At 65.7% G+C, this 16291-nt stretch carries 14 protein-coding genes and 1 tRNA gene; all 15 read left to right on the top strand.

Translation table 11 applies throughout. The annotated features are described in order from the left end of the window. A partial coding sequence (gene mltG, locus OEX18_07530; GenBank protein ID MDH4337118.1) for an endolytic transglycosylase MltG occupies positions 1 to 814 on the top strand: 814 nt, incomplete at its 5' end. Positions 815 to 883: 69 nt separating this feature from the next. After that, the gene (locus tag OEX18_07525) at positions 884 to 1054 is read left to right on the top strand and encodes a hypothetical protein (GenBank protein MDH4337117.1); all 171 of its coding nucleotides are present in this window, start codon (positions 884 to 886) and stop codon (positions 1052 to 1054) included. An 11-nt stretch (positions 1055 to 1065) separates the two neighbouring features. Continuing rightward, positions 1066 to 1142: transfer RNA gene (locus OEX18_07520), tRNA-Val, on the top strand. A 288-nt stretch (positions 1143 to 1430) separates the two neighbouring features. After that, entirely contained in the window at positions 1431 to 2081 is a 651-nt protein-coding gene (locus tag OEX18_07515; GenBank protein MDH4337116.1) for a hypothetical protein, read from the top strand. A 69-nt stretch (positions 2082 to 2150) separates the two neighbouring features. Further along, positions 2151 to 2756 (top strand): hypothetical protein, encoded by a 606-nt coding sequence (locus OEX18_07510; GenBank protein MDH4337115.1) that lies wholly within the window; start codon positions 2151 to 2153, stop codon positions 2754 to 2756. Positions 2757 to 2870: 114 nt separating this feature from the next. Beyond that, a complete protein-coding gene (locus tag OEX18_07505) occupies positions 2871 to 3410 on the top strand; it encodes a hypothetical protein (protein ID MDH4337114.1) in 540 nt (179 codons plus the stop codon). A 443-nt stretch (positions 3411 to 3853) separates the two neighbouring features. Then, on the top strand, positions 3854 to 4399 hold the full coding sequence (locus OEX18_07500; protein ID MDH4337113.1) for a hypothetical protein: 546 nt from the start codon (positions 3854 to 3856) through the stop codon (positions 4397 to 4399). 246 nt (positions 4400 to 4645) lie between these two features. Continuing rightward, the gene (locus OEX18_07495; protein ID MDH4337112.1) at positions 4646 to 8695 is read left to right on the top strand and encodes a C25 family cysteine peptidase; all 4050 of its coding nucleotides are present in this window, start codon (positions 4646 to 4648) and stop codon (positions 8693 to 8695) included. Between the two features lie 301 nt (positions 8696 to 8996). Continuing rightward, complete coding sequence (locus tag OEX18_07490) at positions 8997 to 9842, top strand: hypothetical protein (GenBank protein ID MDH4337111.1); 846 nt, start codon at positions 8997 to 8999, stop codon at positions 9840 to 9842. A gap of 137 nt (positions 9843 to 9979) precedes the next feature. Next, positions 9980 to 10897: an N-acetylmuramic acid 6-phosphate etherase gene (gene murQ, locus OEX18_07485; GenBank protein MDH4337110.1), complete on the top strand. Its 918-nt coding sequence runs from the start codon at positions 9980 to 9982 to the stop codon at positions 10895 to 10897. Next, positions 10894 to 12126: an extracellular solute-binding protein gene (locus OEX18_07480; protein ID MDH4337109.1), complete on the top strand. Its 1233-nt coding sequence runs from the start codon at positions 10894 to 10896 to the stop codon at positions 12124 to 12126. Before murQ ends, OEX18_07480 begins: the two co-directional genes overlap by 4 nt. Further along, positions 12116 to 13066 (top strand): sugar ABC transporter permease, encoded by a 951-nt coding sequence (locus OEX18_07475; GenBank protein MDH4337108.1) that lies wholly within the window; start codon positions 12116 to 12118, stop codon positions 13064 to 13066. The genes OEX18_07480 and OEX18_07475 overlap by 11 nt, the downstream gene beginning before the upstream one ends. Then, entirely contained in the window at positions 13063 to 13836 is a 774-nt protein-coding gene (locus tag OEX18_07470; protein ID MDH4337107.1) for a carbohydrate ABC transporter permease, read from the top strand. The genes OEX18_07475 and OEX18_07470 overlap by 4 nt, the downstream gene beginning before the upstream one ends. Positions 13837 to 13861: 25 nt before the next feature. Then, positions 13862 to 15034 (top strand): anhydro-N-acetylmuramic acid kinase, encoded by a 1173-nt coding sequence (locus tag OEX18_07465; GenBank protein MDH4337106.1) that lies wholly within the window; start codon positions 13862 to 13864, stop codon positions 15032 to 15034. A 2-nt stretch (positions 15035 to 15036) separates the two neighbouring features. Continuing rightward, positions 15037 to 16290, top strand: coding sequence for a SpoIID/LytB domain-containing protein (locus OEX18_07460; protein ID MDH4337105.1), 1254 nt, complete (start codon positions 15037 to 15039; stop codon positions 16288 to 16290). The last annotated feature ends 1 nt before the right edge of the window (position 16291 follow it).

Genomic DNA, 16291 nt, shown 5'->3' with positions numbered 1-16291 from the left:
GTTCTTCGCGCGCGTGCTGGGCCACGATCGCGACATCCGGCGCGGCACCTATGAATTCATTCCCGGGACCCCGCCGGTGGATGTCCTGCGCGCGTTGGTGCGCGGCGACGTGCTGGCCGTGCGGGTCACGGTTCCCGAGGGGTTCAACCGCTGGCAGATCGCCCGGGCGTTCGGGCCGGCGGGTGTGGATTCGCTGGCGATGGCCGCGGAGATCCGGAATCCGGAACTCCTGGCCGCGCTTCGGGTACCGGTCAGTACCCTGGAGGGGTACATGTTTCCGGACACCTACCTGGTTCCATTCGGCAGCGACGCGGGAGACGTGGTGGGGCAGATGCTGCACCGGTTCGCGGCGGAGTGGACCCCCGACCACGACCGGCGTGCCGCGGAGCTCGGGATGACGCGTCACCAGGTGCTCACGCTGGCTTCGATCGTGGAGGCCGAGGCCCGGGTTCCCGACGAACGCCCGCGGGTCTCGGCCGTGTATCTCAACCGGCTTGCCCGGGGCATGCGCCTGGAGGCCGATCCCACGGTGGCCTATGCAATGGGCGGGTTTCGTGGCCGCCTCTACTACAAGGATCTCAAGATCGACTCGCCGTACAACACGTACCTGCATGCCGGCCTTCCGCCCGGGCCCATCTGCAGCCCCGGGGCGGCGTCAATCCGCTCGGCGCTGTACCCGGATCCGGAGGAGCACGCGCTCTACTTCGTGGCGCGGGGTGACGGCCGGCACGTGTTCTCCGCCACCCTGAAGGAGCACAACGTGGCGGTGCAGGAGGCCCGGCGGGAACGGGCCCGGCAGGCGGACCAGAAATAGCGGCAGGGGGCCGCCGCCGCCGGCCTTGACCTTTGCAGGGGCGTATGGTCAGATGCCCGGGAGGGATTCATGACAGGCAACACAGGCAACTCCGTTCACAAGTTCCGCTGGAAGCTCTTTGGGGCCGGAATGGCCGCCATCGTGATCGGCTACGTCCTTCTGGCCGTCAACGACATCACCATTGCCCCGATCCTGTTGGTCCTGGGGTACTGCGTCATGATCCCGCTCGCCTTCCTCTAGGCGTCGAGCGCGGGCGAATAGCTCAGCTGGTTAGAGCGTCTGCCTTACAAGCAGAAGGTCACAGGTTCGACTCCTGTTTCGCCCACCAGTTTTCCTAACCGACAATATGAAAATGGCTTGGCCCCGCCCCCATGCCACCACGCCCCCCACGGGGGCGATACTGGGCATACATGGGGCTACGGGGGGCTTCCTCTGGCCCCATGTCCCAGAATATGCGCGTTGACACTGGGTTTCGATCCGTGGTAGAATTTTTCCCGGTCGAGTAAGGTGTCGTTTTTCCAACGGTGGAGGGAGGCAGGCCGTGGCACAGCAGTACGCCGCTGGCTGGCTTCCTCATATAGGGTAAATTCCACAACCACTTTTTGGAGGTGTAGGAATGTTGAAAGGAAAGTTTGCGATCCTTTCGCTTGTCGCGGCTGCGCTGCTTTGTTGGCAGGTCGCGGGCGTCGACACCGTTAATAGCGGTATCGTCGATCCGTGTAACTCCACGGCCAGCTCTGCTGCCGGCGTGCATTTCATCTGTCCGCAGGGTGACGGCGATCCGCTCAGCGGTGCCGGTCTCACCATCAGTGTCACCATCAACGACAACACGAATGCTCCGGTTGCCGGTATCCCGGCCGCGGACTTCTGGCTGATCGGCTGTAACGACCTGATCGTTCTCTGCGGCGGTAGCGGTTCGATTAACGCGACCGCAGCGACAGACGCGAATGGTATGACGACGATTGCTGGCGACATTTCGGGCAGCGGCTGCGACACGGGTGTGCGCGTGGTCTGCCAGGGTATCGTTCTTGGTAACGGTGCCTGTGCTCCGCTGTGTCTCGCGATCGCCGTTCGTTCCCCCGACCAGAAGAACACCGCTGGCGGTCCGCCGGAGGGTCTCGTGTCGGGTTCGGACTTTGCGTTCTTCGGGACGAGCTATCAGTCGCCCCCGAAGCCGCTCTTTGCTTGCCACGACTTCGTGACGTTCGGAACGATCACGGTCGCGGACTTTGCGAAGTTCGGCGCGCACTATAACCATCAGTGCTAGTCGCAGTAGCGGCGTGAGTGACTCCTAAATTGTTCGCGACCAAGATTTGCATGTAAGGAGTTTGTCGCTATGAAGAAAGCTCTAGCAGGGGTGCTTGTGGCATCGCTCGTCGGTCTGATGGCCGTCGCGGCGACGGCGCAGGTGCCGAATATTCAGACGTATTTCAACGCCAACCTGGCGTACAACTCGTTCAGTGATACCCAGGCGGACTGTCAGTCGCCCGGGACCAACCAGGAGTTGTACGTCGTGATGAACAACTGGAATATGTTCATCCAGGGCGTTGAGTTCAGTGTCGATTACCCAGGCGCGCTGTTTCACACGGGTGAATCCGCTCCGCTGAATACCCTCGTGATTGGTAGCTCGCCCTCCCTTGGTGGGACGGGTGGTATTGCCATCGCGTGGAACCTTCCGCAGAACGGCTTCTCGCCCCTGCTCGCCCTGACGGTGCATACCATCTGGACGAGCGCGTGTGACTGCAACGCCGGACCGCAGGCGATCGTCGTGCGCGGTTACAACTACGCGAATGCCGGCAATGGTGGCAACACCGACCCGGTAGCCGTGCAGTGGCCCTCGTACGCCGAGATCAGCGGTGTGGGTATGACGTCCCTCATCTGCCCGGGCCCGGTGGCCACGGAGCAGAGCACGTGGGGCGGAGTCAAAGCGCTGTACCGGTAGTAAGCGGTTTGTCCGGGCTGGATGAACCACGAGTTTCGGGTTCATCCATGACACGCGATCAGCGGTTCATCCAGCCTCTCGGTTCACAAAGATCCTGAAAAGGAGCGACTAGTAATGAAAAAGGTTCTAATGCTTGCTTTGGCGATCACGATGGTTGCCGGCTACGCGATGGCTGATGACATCGGCATCTTCACCGACCAGGTCGGTGGGACGAACTGCGAATACACGGCGACGGGTATTGGCCCGCTCGATGTGTACGTTGTGCATCGCACCACGGGTACGACGGGTTCGCAGTTCAAGCTGGTGAATAGCTCCAGCTGGAGCTTCAATGCGTCGGTCCTCGGTGGCTACCTGGCCATCGGCGACGCGTTCGTCGATCTGTCGCTGGCCTACGGTGGCTGCCTTGCGGGTCCGTCCCTCGCAGTCGTCAAGCTCAGCGGCTTCACGTTCCCGTTCCCGGCACCGCCGTGCGGCCAGATCTCGGTCGTTGCGGCTCCGAACAAGCCGGGCGTCATCGCGGTGGACTGCGGCTTCGCAGAACTGCCGGCGACCGCTGGCAAGATCGTGTTCGGTAACGACGGGACCTGCCCGTGCATCGAGCCGAACGCCACCGAGGAGAGCACCTGGGGCAAGGTCAAGTCCCTGTATCGCTAATCTCGGATCGCCTTCAGAGTTGTACCGCAGACGCCCGGGTCGTAACGACCCGGGCGTCTGTGTTTTTGGGGTGGAGTGGGAGCAGGGCGCAACGGGCTCCAGTGGTCGCTCCGCAGGGCGTGGTAGAAAACCGGCCGGTGTCGCAAAATGGGCTTCGACGGGCGTGGAGCCATGTCACTTTTTCTGTACGGGGCAAGCAGTTACAGAATCGGCCGGTTGCGGCACATGGGTTGCATCGTCCGTCCCGAAAACCCTTGACAGTCAAACAGGGAGCGGGGGATATTGCCCCCGTTGGGGATAACTGCCGGCCCGACGCGCCTTGATGTGTCTCTTGAATTAGGGAGCCGAATCCGCCGGTCCTGGAAGCCCCGAGGGGCGGTTGTTCGGAGGGTTTTCTAGCCCAGCGGTTTGTGTTCTTGTCAGGTACGAAGGAGCGGTTGACTATGAAAAAGTTTGTGCTAACAGTTGCTATGGTGGCGCTTTTCGCCAGTCCGTCGTTTGCCCAGACCGGCGCGATGGGACTCTTTGCGGACAACCAGGGTCTGTCCTGCAACATCACGGTGCCGGTGTTGGCGCCGTTCAACATCTACGTGGTTCACAAAAGCCCGGGCGGCGCCACGGGCGCCCAGTGGGTCATGAATGCACCGACCGGCCCGACGTTCTTCTTCAACGGTGGCTCGGTTGCCAACGCTAACATCCTGTCGATTGGTGCGGCAGATTCGGATCTGTCGCTCGCGTATGGCGGTTGCATCAGCGGTGACTTCCACACCTACACGCTCGCGTTCTTTGCGACGGCTGCCGTGCCCAATTGCTCGTACATGTCCCTCGTGGCCGCCCCCAACAAGGTTGGCGTCATCTCGGTGGACTGCATCTTCGCGGAGATTCCGGTCATTCCGGGTCAGGGCATCCTGAACGCGGACGGAACCTGTGACTGCAACGTCGCCACCCAGGAGAGCACCTGGGGCAAGGTCAAGTCCCTGTATCGCTAGTCTCGGTTGAATGAGTTTCGAGGGAACGGCCCCCGCAGCGCGGGGGCCGTTTCTGTTTGCGGGGCAGGGCGGCGCGGGCGGTGCTTGACAGGGTGGCGGCGAGCGGCTTATTCTAACTACTGACGCGTCCGCCGGCCCCGTTTCAAGAACCCCCCCTAACGGGCACCACCATTGTTTCTTGAGCTATTGAGAACACCTTCGATCCGCACCCGGGTCCTTCCCGTTCTTGTGCTCGCGGCAGCCGTCGTGAGCGCCGCGCCCGTGGCGGCCGCCGACGGCACTGCGGCGCCGGCCCGCCAGGTGGCCTCCGCCGGGGACCGCGTCGTCTTCCAGATTGACGTCCCCCGCGCCGAGTTCACGCCATCGTCGCTCTCCGGCTTCGAGGCCATCCGCGTGGGCGGTTTTGGCAACGTAGGGAACCCCTCGGAGCCACCCGTGCCCACGCGCACCTTCCTGGTGGCCATTCCGCCCGAGGCGCGCTTCAGCGTGACGGCGCGCGTGCTCTCCTCCGAGTCTTTCGGCCGCCGCCGGCTCGAGCCCTACCCGACCCCGGTTGCCATCCCCGACGAGGACATGGGGCCCGTCCCCGGCGCGTCCATCGTGCTGGACGAAGGGGTCTACCGGGCCTGGCGCCCGGTTGCCATGGTGGCGCCCGAGGAAGCGGTATACGTCCGTCACCAGCGCGCGCTGCCGATCCGCGTCAACCCGATCTCGTACGATCCGGTCACGGGTGACGTGTCCATGGCCACCCGCATCGAGGTGACGGTGCAACTCTCGGGCGACATCCCGCGGGTGACGGCGGCGCCACCGCAGCCGGAGTCGAAGGGCTGGGAAGACACCTTCCGGCGTCTGTTCGTGAACCCGGGGCAGGCGGCGGCGTGGCGCCTTCCGCGGCCCGAGGTTTCGCTGGCGCCGCGCGCGGCGTACCGGGTGGTGCCGGGCGCGGTGAAGCTGCAGGTGCGCGAGACCGCGATGCACAAGGTACGCGCGAGCACGGCCATCGCGGGGGGATTCCCCGCCGGCCAGCCGCTTGCCAACCTCCACTTGTTCCGGCGCGACTACGACGAGGCCACCTTTGCGGGCGGCACCGTGGAAGTGGCGTTCACGGTGATCGAGGACCCGGCGGGGACCGCCGGCGCGTTCGACGGAAACGATCTGCTGATATTCTACGGGCGGCGACTGCGCGACGACGCCGGCCAGGGCGACACGCGTGAACAGTACTCGCAGTACAACGTGTACTGGCTGGAACCCGCGCCGGGGACGACGATGGCCACGCGCAGCCCGGGTGTGGGCACGGTGAGCGCGGACACCGCGTCCGCGGCCTATTCCGCCACGCTGCACTTCGAGACCGACGCCGTGTTCCGCGACCAGCCGCCCCTGGGGTCCACCGACGTCTACTCGCTCAACTTCGGCTTCGAATCCGGCCCCGTGGACATGCCCTTCGCGCTGGGTGCGCTGCTGCCGGGTTCCAACGCGACGCTCTCCAGCGAGTTGTTCGGATACCGCTACGTCAGCCCGCGGCTGCTCAAGGTGTCGCTGGTGAACGCCAATGGCGAAAAGGTTCTGGACACCGCGTTTTCCATTCCCAACAAGCTGCGCCGCGTGTTCTCGGCGGTGCTCCCGGCGTCGGATTTTTCGCTCGGCACCAACCGCTTCCGCATCGACCGGCCCAACGCGTCGCGGACCACCGTCGATGTGCAGCTCAACTACGTGGAAGTGAGCGGGCAGTTCTTGTACCGCGCGCGCGGCAACGCGCTGAACTTCAACACCGCATCGCTCGCCGGCGACACCAGCGTCACCGTCACCGGCATCGCCTCGTCGGCCGGCATGGAGCTCTTCGACATCACCGCGCCGCTCGCACCGGTGCGCCTGACCCTGGGACCGGGGCACTTCCAGTCCGTGGCCGGGGGGCTTGCGCTCTCCTTCCGCGAGAACATCCCTGCGCGGCGTGAGTTCGCCATGGTGCAGCCGTCACGCATGACCGAGATCGCAGCCGCCGACGTGGTGGCGGACCGTTCCAGCGCCATCATCGGCAGCGCCGCCGAGGGCGGGGTGGACGTGCTGGTGGTGTCGCACGCGCTCTTCATCCCGCAGATGCAGGAGTGGGTGGCCTACCGGCGCGCCCAGGGGTACCGCGTGTACATGGTGGACGTGGAGGACGTGTACGATGAGTTCAACGGCGGTGTCCCGTCGCCGCTGGCCGTGTTCCGCGTCACGCGCCACTTCTTCGAGAACGGCAATGCCGGCACGCTGGTCATCGTGGGGGATGGCAGTGAGGATCACAAGCAGGTGCACGACGATTCCGGTCCCAACCTGGTGCCGGCGTATGCGCGCATCGACGCGGTCTCCAGCCTGGCCCTGGACGAAGTCGTTTCCGTGGACAAGCGCTACGTCAAGATGCGCGCGCCCAACGGCACCGTGGATGCGTATCCGGACCTGGTGTTGGGCCGCATCCCGGTGGGAACGCCGGGCGAACTGGGCCTGGTGCTCGCCAAGACGCTCAAATACGAAGCCCCCGCCGCCTCCGACTTCTGGCGCAAGCGCATGATCATCATGTCGGACGACGCCTACTCGGAGGGCGGGTCCCAGTTCGGCGGCTCGGTCTTCCGCTACCAGCCGGGAGAGGTTGCCTTCCAGACCAGCCAGGAGGTGACCGCACAAACCATCGAGAACGCACTCCCGGCCGGCTACGACGTGGTCCGCTTTCACCTGTGGGACTACTCGAGCGGCTTCTATCCGCCCTATCCCGGCCCGGGAGACCCGATTCCGAGTGCGAGCCAGCTGGCGGCCATGAACTACACCCGCCAGAACATCACCGACATCTTCCTGAATCAGCTCAGCCAGGGGGCCACCCTGGTGACCATGCAGGCCCACATGAACCGCTCGCTGGTGACCCACGAGCGGATCATGGCCACGCTGAGTGCGGCGGCGCTGGGAGGATCCACGGGCCGGGACCATCTGCGGGTCGACAACCGTGGCAAGCCGTTCATCATGTTCGGCTTCGGCTGCCACTTCAGCGAGTACGCCATCCACCGCGAACAGGGGGCCATCAAGGTCTCGGAAAACAACCCCAACGGCGATGCCATTGCCGAGCAGTTCCTCTTCCAGAACGACCGCGGTGCGGTGGGTGTCTACGGGAGCAGCGGCTTTGAGTACATCCCGGCGAACTTCTACTATATGGAGACCGCCATCCGCACCTGGTTCTACGAGGCGCCCTACGACACCATGATCAACCAGACGCGCGGCGAGTGGATCTTCGGGGACCTCATGTTCCTGGTGGAGTCGCAGATGGCCGGTTCGCAGTCCAACCCGGTTGAACGCTACATGATCCTGGGCGACCCGCTGTTGCGCATCGACGCGGGCCCGCCCGCCTTCGACGTCACCCTGGACGGCTCGCCCTTCGGCGATGGTGACATCGTCGCCACCGGTGGCGAAGGCGACACCATCCGCGTGGTTGCCACCGTTACCGACGAGAATGCCATTCGCGACTTCAAGCTGGAGATTGCCGGCGCGGACGAGAGCGGTCTCCTGTCCATCACCCCCCTGGTTGACCAGGCGCTGCCGCGGGCGCGCCAGTACACCGTGAGCTTCCAGCACAAGCTGCGCCCGGAGGACTACGACATCGTGTTGCGCGCCTTCCAGGCCCCGGATACGCTGGCCGGGCAGTACCACATGGTGGCGGAATTCACGCTGCGCGTGGAGTCCAGCATCATCGTGTCGGTGAACGGGCGCGAGATCGCCGACGGCGCGTCGGTTCCCGCCACCGGCGACTACCGGGTGGACATCCGTTCCCCGGTGTTCATCCCGCGCGCGGACATCGAACTCGACATCGACGACGATGTGATAACCGACGCGGTGCTCGCCCACCCCTCGCCCGAGGACTCGCTTAGCTGGGTGGCCACCTTCCGGCGCACGCTGGGCGCCGGCCGCCACGTCCTGACCGTTCGCATCGGCACCGTCGAGTCCATCTTCAACCTGGTGGTGAGTGAATCGCCCGGTCTGCACAACGTGATCAACTACCCCAATCCGTTCCGCGGCGAGGGGACGAGTATCGTCTACACCAACGACGTGGAGATCCTCAGCGGCACCATCGACATCTTCACCGTCAGCGGCAAGCGGGTGCGGCGCCTGGATATTCCGGCGCAGGCCCGTTTCCCGGGGCAGAACGCCGTCTACTGGGACGGCCGTGACGGCGCGGGCGGGGAGCTGGCCAACGGCACCTACCTGTACGTGATCAAAATCGATCAGCGGGTGGGATCGAGCACCACCCGCGGCAAGATGGCACGAATCCAGTAGGTTGTGGCCATGAGATTGTCCCTGGCATTGGGTATGCCTGAGCTGGGGCATGGGACCGGGATCGGCGGGGTGGGTTCCTCCCCATTGCCCCAACCCCAAGTGCAAATACTTCAACCCATTGAGCGAGCCGTGGCCGGTCAAACGCAAGGGTTTCTACGTGCGCCAGACACGGCCCCAGTGTATACAGCGGTTTACATGTCGTCACTGCGGTAGGCACTTCAGCACCCAGACTTTCTCCACATCCTACTGGCAGAAGCGTCCCGCTCTCGCCACCCGCACCTTCATGATGGTGGTCGGCTGCATGGGCAACCGCCAGATCGCGCGAGCACTCTGCTGCTCTCCCGCCAGTGTCGCCTACCACATCGCGCGCCTGGGGCGTCACTGCCTGTTGGTGCAGGCCAACGAACTCGCGAAGATCAAGCACCTCGACGAGATCGCCATCGACGGCTTTGAAACCTTCGAGTGGAGCCAGTATTTTCCCTTCCACCACAATGTGGCGCTGGATGTGGCCTCGGGCTACTTTCTGCAGCACACCGACAGCCCGCTGCGCCGCAAGGGGCGCATGACGGCGCACCAGCGTGCGCGCCGCGCGGTTCTCGAGGCCCAGCTGGGTCGGGCGCATCCAAAGGCGGTAGAGAGGGGTACGCGGGAGCTGCTGGAAGTACTGATATTGAAGGGAAGGGCCATCACGATCCGAAGCGACGAGCACCCGGCCTATCCACGGGCGATCGCCTCCATTGGCGGCCAGGTCACCCATCGGACCACCTCCTCGAAAGAGCGCCGGGACAAACACAATCCTCTCTTCAATATCAACGTGCTCGACCTGATGATCCGTCACAGCACGGCGGCGCACAAGCGGGAGACGATTGCGTGGGCGAAGCGGCGCCAGGCGTCGATCGAGAAGCTCGCGATCTTCCAGGTGTGGCACAACTACATGAAGCGTCGGTGGGAGAAGGGAGGTCGGGTGACCTCAGCGATGCTTCTGGGCGTGGCGGACCGGCCGTGGCGGCTTCGGGATCTGTTCAGAGAGCGGCGGTTCTTTGCGAAGACCAGGCTCTCAGAGCGCTGGCAACAGTACTACCGGCGGCAGGTGGAGACCCGGGCGCTTGGGGTCAACCAGAAGCACGAACTGATATACGCCTTCTAGAGCGCGCCTACCGGCAGGATGGCACGGCTCTGCCCCGCTCAGGGACAATCTCCCGGCCACAACCTTTCTCTTTGGTCGCTTTCTGGCCCCTCTGGTAAGCTCCGGTTCGCGCCCTGCGTGGCGCCCGAGGCGAACCGATGACGCAATCCAACGAGCTATTCGAGCAGCTGCGCTCGCTCACCACCGAACAGCGCAACTCCCGCACGCGCGAGATCGACCTTGCGTCCACGCCGCGCATTCTCGAACTCATGAACGACGAGGATCGCGCCGTGGCCGACGTGGTACGGGGCGCCCTCGCCGATATTGCCCGCACCGTCGATCTGGCCACGGAGGCCTTCCGCGGCGGCGGCCGGCTCTTCTACGCCGGCGCCGGCACCAGCGGGCGCCTGGGCATCCTCGACGCCTCGGAGTGCCCGCCGACCTTCGGGGTGGCGCCCACCATGGTGCAGGGCATGATCGCCGGCGGCCCGGACACGGTGTTCCGCTCGCGCGAGGGGGTGGAGGACCACGAGAGTGCCGGCGCGCGCGACGTGGCCTCCCACGGTGTCTCGGCAGGCGACCTCCTGGTGGGGATCACGGCGAGCCGGCGCACGCCTTATGTGATCGGCGCGCTGGCCGAGGCCCGTCGCCGCGGCGCACGCACCACGTTGCTGCGCTGCAACGACGGTCCCGCACCGGAGGTGGACGTGGTGATCACGGTGGTTCCGGGGCCGGAGGCGATCACCGGTTCGACGCGGCTCAAGGCCGGGACGGCCCAGAAGATGGTGCTCAACATGATTACCACCGCCAGCATGGTGAAACTGGGCAAGGTGTACGAGAACCTGATGGTCGACGTGCGCCCCAACAGTGCCAAGCTGATCGAGCGTGGCAAGGGGATCGTCATGATGCTCACCGGACTTTCCTATGAAGATGCGTCTGCAATCTACGAAGCCGCGGGACGGAACGTGAAGGTGGCGGTGGTGATGCAGCGGCGCGGTGCCGATCGTGCGGCGGCGGAGAAGCTGCTGGCGGATGCGGGTGGCTTCATGGCACGCGCGCTGGGGGAGCGCGGATGATGCGCGCCGCCCGGGTTGTGGGTGTGCTGGTGGCGCTCGCGCTGGCCTCCTGTGGGGGCAGGGGGGCATCCGACGCCAACACGGTTCGTTTCTGGCAGTTCTGGGACCTGGCGGTGATCGAACCCATCGTTGCCGAGTTCGAGGCGCAGAACCCGGGTATCAAGGTGGAGGTGGAGCAACTCACCTGGAAGAGCGGCCTCGAGAAGATCCAGGCCGCGGTGGCGTCGGGCACGCAGCCGGACCTGTGCGAACTGGGCAGCACGTGGCTGCCGCGCTTCAGCTACGAAGGCGTCCTGGAGGACGTCACCACGGTCTACCTGGCGGAGCGGGACAGTTTCCTCATGTGGGACAGCGGCCTGTACGACGGACGCAGCTACGGGCTTCCGTGGGTGCAGGGATCGCGCGTCCTGTTCGTCAACCGCGACCTGTTCCGCCGCGCGGGGCTCGACCCGGACCATGCGCCGGAGACGTGGGACGAGTTGCTCGCCGCCGCGCAGGCGGTATCGGGGCTGGGGACGGCCATCTACGGATTCGGGCAGAACATCGGCGAGCGCTACGTTCTCTACAAGAAGTTCATGGCGTTTGCGTGGGGAAACGGCGGGGACGTGTTCGACGAGGAGGGCAACGTCATCGTCAACAGCCCGGAGATGGTGGAGGCGCTGGAGTTCTACCTGAAACTCGCACCGTTCTCGCTGCAGGAGAAGCAGGAAGTGCTGGATCAGTACTTCAAGACCGGACGCCTGGGCATGCAGGTGTCCGGGGCCTGGAACATCAAGAACTACAGGCTCGAGGCACCGGATCTGGACTACGCGGTGGCGCTGGTGCCGAAACCCGCACCCGACCGCGGTGTTCACGCCAGTTTCGCGGGCGCTGAGATGCTGGTGATCTTCAAGGCGTCCCCACGCAAGGAAGCCGCACTCAAGCTCGCGCGCTTCCTGCAGTCCTACCCCCAGGCGCGGGCCCTCTCGCTGGCCGCGGGCAGCGTGTTTCCCGCATCCATCGAGGCGCTCAACGACACCACCTTCACCGCGGATCCGCGCGTGCGCGTTTTCGTCGAGCAGGCCTTTACCAGCCGTACGCCCCCGGCGCATCCGGGCTGGGTGGAGATGGAGGAAGTGATCGACCGCGCGGTGGAGGAGTCGCTGTACGGCCGCCGCGCGCCGCGCTGGTGCCTGGACGACGCCGCGGACCAGATTGCGGCCATCGCCGGACGCTTTAATGAGAAGTGACACGGGCGGTGCGGCGGCGGTACCGCGCGCCCGGGCCCGCATCTCGCCCGTGTTCTGGTTCCTGTTCCCGTGGGCGCTCATCTACGGCGCCTTCTTCGTCTTCCCATTCGTCTTCTCGTTCATTCTGGGCTTTCTGCAGTACAACCCGCTCAACGTGGGGAACACCCACTTCGTGGGCGCGGACAACGTACTCCGCTTGTTCAAAGACCGCGAGTTCCACGGGGCGCTGCGCAACACGCTCGTGTTCGTCCTGGGTACGGTGCCGGTGACCACCGCGCTGGCGCTGGCACTGGCCTTCCTGCTGCGCGGGCGGGCGGGCGCGCGCGTTGGACGGGTGGCACTCGGCGACGCCATCAAGGCGGCCATGTTCCTGCCCTCAATTCTTTCCATGGTGGTGATCGCGCTGGTTTTCAAGCTCTTCTACGCGCCAGGGGGCGCACTGAACGCGGCCCTCGCGCACGCGGGCATCCAGGGGCACGGCTGGCTCACCGACCCGCGCACAGCACTGCCCGCCATCATGGCCATGGACGTATGGGCCGCGGTGGGTTACTACGCGCTCGTCTTGCACGCGGCCTCCACCGCCATCCCGGACTCGCTCTACGAAGCGGCGCAACTCGAAGGCGCAAGCGCGTGGACCACGTTCCGGCACGTGACCTTCCCGCTGCTCAAGCCGGCCATCGGCTTCGTGCTGGTCATCAACAGCATCCGCTCCTTCCAGGTGTTCGTGGAGGTGCTGGTCATGACGCAGGGCGGACCGCTCGGCTCCACCAACACGCTGGTGATGATGCTCTACGACACCGCCTTCCGCCGCCTCGACTATGGCTACGCCAGTGTGATCGCCTACGCGGTGTTCATCCTGTCCGGCGTATTCTCGCTGCTGGCCATGCGGCGCATGCGCTCCGAGACGGCGCCCACCGGACCGCGGGGGGTGGCGGCGTGACGCGCGTTCTCAAGTGGGCGGGCCTGGCCGCGGTGCTGGCCAGCATGACCTATCCGCTGGCGTGGATGATCGAGGTGTCGTTGCGCACCGCCGACGGGTTGAGCCTGCGCTACTACGCGGAGGTGTGGCAGGCGGGGCCGTTCGACCGCTACTTCATCAACAGTACCGTGGTGGCGGTGGTGGTGCTGGTGGGGAACATCGTGTTCTGCACCATGGCCGGCTACGCGTTCGCGCGCTACCGCATCCGCGGGGCGAAGCTGCTCTTCCTGCTGGTGCTCTCCACCATCATGCTGCCCAAGCAGGTGATCCTGGTGCCGTTGTACATCCTGATGCAGAAGATGGGGATGATCGACACCTACTGGGCGCTCACGCTGCCCTTTCTGGTGGACCCCTTCAACATCTTCCTGATCCGGCAGTACCTGCTGGGCATCCCCTCGGACTGCGAAGAGGCGGCCCGTATCGACGGCGCGGGCGAGTTTACCATCCTGTTCCGGGTGGTGTTTCCCATGCTCAAACCGGTGCTCGCCGTGGTTGCCATCCAGACCTGTCTCACGAACTGGAATTCATTCCTGTTCCCGTTTATACTGACCAACAGCACCGACATGCGAACGCTGCCGGTCGGCCTGGCGCTCCTCTCGCAGGGGGCACACAGCGTCGACTGGGGCCACCTCATGGCCGGCGCCGTGATTTCCGCGCTGCCCGTGGTGGCGGCGTTTCTCGTCTTTCAACGTCGCATCATCGGCGGGCTGACCGCCGGCATGTCGAAGTAGTCACCCCGGGAGTGTGAACACGAGCATGTGGCCAACGCTGGGCGGTAGACAGCGCTTTACCGCGGTCGGACTGATGTCCGGCACCTCCATGGATGGCGTGGACGCTGCCCTGGTGGCGATGGACGCCGACCCGGTTCATCCGTCGGTGGAGCTGGTGGACTTCGTGTCCGCCGCCTACCCGGACGAGCTGCGCGAGTCGCTCGCCGACTTTGCCAGCGGTGCGCAGCTCACCGCCGAGGACGTGGCGTTGCTGGAGACGAGTGTGGCGGTGTCGTTCGCGTCGGCCTTCTTCGACGTATGCCGGCGCGCCGGCGCCGACCCGCGTTCGGTGGACTTCATCGGGTCGCACGGCCAGACGGTGGCGCACGTGCCGCCCGGTGCGGGGAGTTCCATCGCCGGCTCGCTGCAACTGGGTCCGCCCTCGATGATCGCCGCACTCACCGGCATCACCACCGTCGGGGACTTTCGCAGCGGAGATGTGGCGCTGGGCGGGCAGGGAGCGCCGCTGGCGCCGTACTGCGACTACATGCTGCGCCGCGGAGACGAGGGGCGCGTGATTCTCAACCTGGGCGGGATCGCCAACCTGACCTACCTGCCGCCCAGCGGCAACCTGGACGACGTGGTGGCGTTCGATGCGGGGCCCGGCAACATGGTTTCGGACGCGCTGTTTCGCGCGCTGTTCCCCGGCCGCGGGGAGTTCGACGAGGACGGTGTGCGCGCCAGCGCGGGAACACCGTCGCAGGAGGTGTGCGACCAGATGCTGCGCCACCCCTTCTTCCAGGCGTCGCCGCCCAAGTCGGCGGGGCACCGGGAATTCGGGGTGCACTTTGCATGGACGCTGAAGAGTGCCGCCGAGGCGCGCAGTCTGTCACGGGAGGACACCATGGCCACCGCCGCCGCGCTGACGGTGCAGGCCGTGGCGGACGCCGTGCGGCGCTACATCCCCGCGGGCGGCGTCCACGAACTCTTCGTCACCGGTGGGGGCGCGCGTAACCGCGCCATCGTCGACGGACTCGAAGGCGCTCTCCCCGAAACGCCACCGCGCCCGATCGACGAACTGGGCGTGCCGGCGGAGGCCAAGGAGGCGGTCGATTTTGCGTTTCTCGCGCGGGAGGCGCTCTTCGGCCGCAGCAACGTGATTCGCTCGGTCACCGGCGCATCGCGGGCGCTGGTACTGGGGTCGATTGCGCGGGGATGAACATGACCCGACGCACGCTCATCATGATCATCGCCGTGCTGGCACTGACCGCCGCCGGCTGCGCGGGGCCGCGTCCCGGCGCCCCGTCGGGGGCGAAGGGCAAGGAGCCCGTGATCCGCGTGCTGGTGCTTGCAACCGGGGCGCAGGCCACCATCGCAACCACGGGAGGTTTCCGGGTGACGTCGCTGGGTGCCACGCTGCTCTCGAGCGAGCAGGGCGGCACGGTGACGGTTCAGCGCAACGGGCGTTCCCTGCAGGTGCGGCTGGATTCGAACGGACAGACCGGCGGGAGCGACGAGGACCTCGTGATCGAACCCTCCGGCGGCGTGTCGGTGGGTGGGGTGTGGTACTCTGGAACCATCCGGGCGCACGTCAATGCGAGCGGCGCCGTCGAGTTGATCAACGAGCTGCCGCTGGAGACCTATCTCGAGGGCGTGGTGCCGCACGAGATCGGGCAGCCCGGCGCCGACGCATACGCTTCCGTGCAGGCCCAGGCGGTTGCCGCGCGCACGTACGCGATCTCGCGCATCCACATGAACCGGGACCGCTCCTTCGACGTGGAGGCCGGGGTGGCGGACCAGGTGTACAAGGGCCGCGACGGACAGAACCGGCTGGCCACGTCGGCGGTGCGCGACACGCGCGGCATCGTTCTCATGTATGATGGCAAGTTGTGCGAAACCTACTACAGTGCCACCTGCGGCGGACACACTTCCGACGTTCGTACCGTGTGGCCGGATCGCAGGAGTGCGCCCTACCTGTACGGCGCGCTCGACCGCGACGCGCGCGGCGGCGATGCCTTCTGCATCGCGGCGCGGAATTTCCGCTGGCGCTACGCGTTCTCGGGCAGGGAACTGGGCGCCATCCTGCGCCAGACCATCCCGGTGGCGCTCGGCGTTTCCGCCGATCGCGTGGGTGACCTGGTGGACGTCCGCGTGGAAGGACGCACTGCCTCGGGGCGTGTGAAACGGCTCGACATCGTGACCTCGCGCGGCACCATCTCCGTGGAAGGGGACCGCATCCGGCGGGTGGTCATGCTCGACGTGCAGCGCGGACGCATCCTGCCCAGCACGCTCTTCGATGTGGAAGTCATCATGAGCGGCGGGCGCGCGGGCCGCGTGAGTTTCGTGGGCGGCGGCAACGGGCACGGCGTGGGCATGTGTCAAAACGGGGCCATTGGCATGGCGCGCCGCGGTTATTCATACTCCATGATTCTGGAACACTATTACCCGGGCGGCAGCGTGCAGGCCACGTATTGAC

Source organism: Candidatus Krumholzibacteriia bacterium, assembly GCA_029865265.1.
GTDB lineage: Bacteria > Krumholzibacteriota > Krumholzibacteriia > WVZY01 > JAKEHA01 > JAKEHA01.
The sequence above is the reverse complement of the archived record's forward strand: the minus strand, read 5'-3'. Positions and strand labels throughout refer to the sequence as shown.